We start from the raw sequence: 3,940 nt of genomic DNA, 5'->3' as shown, positions 1-3,940 counted from the left end.
GCCTCCGGCGGGCTCGTCGCCGTCGCTCGCACCACGCCCGACTACCGATTTCCAGTCTCGCCAGCCACGGCCGTCGCCCGCTTTCACGACGCTCGAGACCGCGGCCACGCGCCCGCCCTCTCCCTCTTCTCCGTCGACCACGCCGACGCCGCACGTCTGCTCGAGACCACGTTCTACGCCGAGTGCCTCAAGCTCCACGTCGACGGCCCGGCCTCGGCGGCGCTCGTGGCCGACCAACTCGCCCGGTGCGGCTGCCAGGCTGGGATCCTGGAGGCCAACGACTACTCCGACCCGGCCGCGCCCGCCGTCCGTCTCGTCGAGCTCGGCGCCGAGCCCCTCGACCTCGAGGCCGTCTTGGCCGGCGTCGCCGGCCGCGTCCTGCTCTACGACCGCGCCAAGAACAAGGCCGTCGCCGGAGACCGTCAAGACCCTCTAGACCTCGACGCCGCCATCGCCCAGGCCGACCGCCTGGCGCGAGCTCGCAAACCCTCAGAACAACCCCCGGAGCCAGCACCGACCGAGGACGAGCCGCCCACGTCGTCCGACCTCGAGGACGACCTCCGCCAACGTGCCGAGCGCCCGTCCACAGCCTCTCCCCTCTCCGCCTTGGTCGCCGAGCTCCAAGGCCGCACGCCGGCACCAGAGGCCCAAGCACCAGAGGCCCAAGAGAGGTCCCATCTCTCTTCGGGAGAGCCCGGTGAGGGTTCAGCCACCGCCGGCGCGCCCGCCTCGCCCGCCGGGGACACCGCCACAGCCGACGAACCCGGAACTCAGAACCCGGAACCCCAGGCGCCGCTCCACCCCCTCGCCCTCGAGCTCGACCGGCTCCGCAGCGAGGTCGTCGCCGTCTTCGAGGACGCCGTCGGCCGCGACCGCGCCCGTGACCACCACGACCACGTCGCCAAAAGCCTCGACCTCGAGGGCGCCGTCCCCCCGGAGCACACCGTCCCCTACCTCCGAGCCCTCCTGACCGCCGATCCGCCCCGACGCTGGCACCTGTTCAAGCGAGCTCGCGGCAAGATCACCGCTCAGGTCGCCGACAAGCTCCTCGCCTTCCACGGCGCCCACGCCCACGTCGACAGCCCCGCGGTCCAGCACGCCGCCCAACTCTGGACCCGGCTCCACCGGTGACCTCGACCGCCCCTCCCCTGCTCAGCCCGTCGGCCGAGGCTCTAGGAAACACGCCCCCCGGCCCGGCGACGACGGTCTTGACGGACCCCGTCCGCCTCGGGAACGGCCACGTCTTGTCCGACCTCGTCGGCCGCGCCGCCCGCGGCCGCCACACCTTGCTGGTCGGCGACGAGGGCGTCGGCAAGACCCGTCTCCTCCTCGACCTCCAGGCCGTCGCCCGAGGCCAACGGATCGCCCTCGATCCCGCCGAGCAGCGCCTGGTCCGCCGCCTGGCCGTCTCCCTCCCCCAAGGCCCCGACCGCACGCTCACCACGATCTACGTCGCCGAGGCGGGACCGCCCGCCCACCTCGTCACGACGCTCGTCGACGCCTTCCACGACCTCGGCCTCCTGGCCCTGCCCGGCGTCCCGGCCTCAATGCGGGCCGCTGCCTGCGCCGAGCTCGACGCCGCCGAGGTCCGAAAGCTGCTCCGCACTACCGACGAGCGCCAGACGGCCATCGTCGAGTCGCTCCACGACATCGCTCGCGGCGGCCGGGCACCCCGGCTCCTGATCGTCCTCGACGCGCTCGACCGGGCCTCGCCCACCCAGGGCCTCTTCCTCCGCGAGCTCCAGCGCCGTGCCACCATCATCGGCGCCGTCCGCGTCGTCCCCCAGGGCCGCTCGCTACGGACCTTCTTCGCCACCTTCGGCCAGCTCCCCCTCGGACCGCTCGGCGACGACCACACGGGCGCGCTCTTCGAGTACTTCGTCGGCCGCTACGACATCGCCTGCGCCGACCGCGCCCACTACCGGCGCGAGGTCTTGCGCCGCGCCGAGGGCAACCCGGCCATCCTGCGTGCCATGATGCACGACGGCGCCCAATCCCAGGTCGTCTCCGACCAGGACGTCCGCGACCTCCAGGCCCGAGACGACGCACCCTTCTTCAACCTCGGTCTCATCTACGTCTTTTTTCTGATCGGCTTGGGCGCCGTCCGCGTGCTCATGATCGGGACGACGGACACCGACCTCTACATCGTGCTCACGTTCGTGACCATCCTCGGATACCTCGTCTTCCGGGTGTTCCGGCAGTTCTTCATGTTCCAGCCCCGGGCCGACCTCAAGTGAACCGCTCCCTCTCGGCCCTCCTCGTGGCTCTCCTTGCCCTCTCAGCGTCGGCCGACGCCCAACCCCGCACCGGACCCTGCGACGGCGACGGGTGGCGACTGAGGGCCTGCCTGCGAGCCACACACGCTCCAGTCGCCCTCCTCGATGCTGCGGCTGCAACCGCTGTCCTGGTGTCCACCGTCGACCTCCGCGTCCGTCTCGACTCCACGTTCTACAGCGACAGCACCTTTGTCCCGGCCGACTCCACGTGGGACGTCGAGGAGTGGTGGGAGGTCACTGAGACCCCGTTCGTCGCCGCCCTTGACGACACGACCACCCTCCACCGTCCCGGCGCGCTCCCACCCGACTGGGCCATTGCGACCGCCGAGCCCACCGCGACGCCCCAGGCCCACGTCGTCGGCACCCCGCTCCCCGCCGACGCCCTCCCCTCGCCCACCGGCGACCACCTCGACCTCCACGCCGCCTGGCCCAGCACCGGCTCCGGCGCCGTCCTCGAGGACCGACGTGGCGACGTCGCCCGTGCCGCGCTCTACGTCCGCACCGTCTACCCGCTCCACGTCGAGGCCGGTCTCGAGGGCGCAGGCGCGGAGTGGCCTGCGAGCGCCCACGCCCTCGAGGTCGACGACCTGCTCGCCGACCACGCAGCCGACCCACCCGACGACCTTGAGATCGACCGCCACGACCGGGCCACCGCTCTCCAGGACAACACCAACCCGTTCGTCACCGACCCGTCGCTCGCCGACCGCGCCTTCCCTCCTCGTCCTCGAGTCGATCGCACCGCGCCGCCGCTCTGGATCAACGAGGTCCACGCCACCAACGCCGGCCGAGACGTCGCAGAGGGCGTCGAGGTCGCCGGACCGGCCCGCACCGACCTCACAGGATGGCGACTCGCCCTCTACGGCGGAGGCGGCCGTCCCTACGACCCGTACGACCTCGAGGTGGACGCCACTCCTGCCCTGGTCGGAGCCCTCCCCGCTGAGGGCTCGCTCGGCGCCGCCTGGCTCCCCGTCCAGGGCATGTGGAACCGGTGCAATGGCGTCGCCCTGTTCGACCCCGACGCCACGCTCGTCCAGTTCGTGAGCTACGGCGGCTGCCAGTTCAACGCCGTCGCCGGCCCCGTCCTCCAAGCCACCGAAGCCGCAATACCCGGAGCAGGCGCCCCCTCGCACCCCGACTCCCTCGCCTGGACCACGCCCGCCCGAGGCACGGGCCGCGTCCCGCCACAGGAGTGGACCCAGATGCCCGCTGGCTACTCGCTCCAGCTCACCGGCGCCGGCCTCGAGGCCACCGACTTCGTGTGGGGTGGCCCGCATCCCGCCTCCCCCGGACGCCTCAACGACTACCAGGCGCCCGCTGGCGACGCCAACGCTCGCACAGGTTGGGACGCCAATACCCCGATCCCTCCGCCCCTCTATCCCACATCCCTCCTCTACCCCGACCTCGAGGGCGCCCCGCTGCGCGACGCGCTCCGCCGCGACTTCGCGCCCACCCGGACGCTTGGCTACGGCCCGGCCCGCGACAGCTTGTACACCTACCGCCAGCGAACGGTCGGCGCCGTCTGCGGGGTCTACACCGGCTTCTGCATCGACCTCGAGGCCGGACGGGACGCCTCGGCCAGCGCCCACGACCAGGGCGTCAACGCCGAGCACATCTGGCCCCAGTCACGCGGCCTCGCCGCCGAGCCCCAGCGCTCCGACCTCCAC

2 protein-coding genes and 1 pseudogene are annotated in these 3,940 nt (G+C 72.5%); all 3 read left to right on the top strand.

The features are described 5' to 3' along the window. Window positions 1–1,131: pseudogene (locus tag WBA11_RS00230) on the top strand (hypothetical protein); the annotation flags it as partial. Next, window positions 1,128–2,237, top strand: coding sequence for an AAA family ATPase (locus WBA11_RS00225; protein ID WP_424518724.1), 1,110 nt, complete (start codon window positions 1,128–1,130; stop codon window positions 2,235–2,237). The pseudogene WBA11_RS00230 and the gene WBA11_RS00225, both read left to right, overlap by 4 nt. Before the next feature lie 170 nt (window positions 2,238–2,407). Beyond that, window positions 2,408–3,940, top strand: a 1,533-nt coding sequence (locus WBA11_RS00220; RefSeq protein ID WP_424518723.1) for an endonuclease, incomplete at its 3' end; no start/stop codon positions are given.

Source organism: Rubrivirga sp., assembly GCF_049648075.1.
Taxonomy (GTDB): Bacteria; Bacteroidota; Rhodothermia; order Rhodothermales; family Rubricoccaceae; genus Rubrivirga.
Note: the sequence above shows the minus strand (reverse complement) of the source record. Positions and strands in the feature narration are given on the sequence as shown.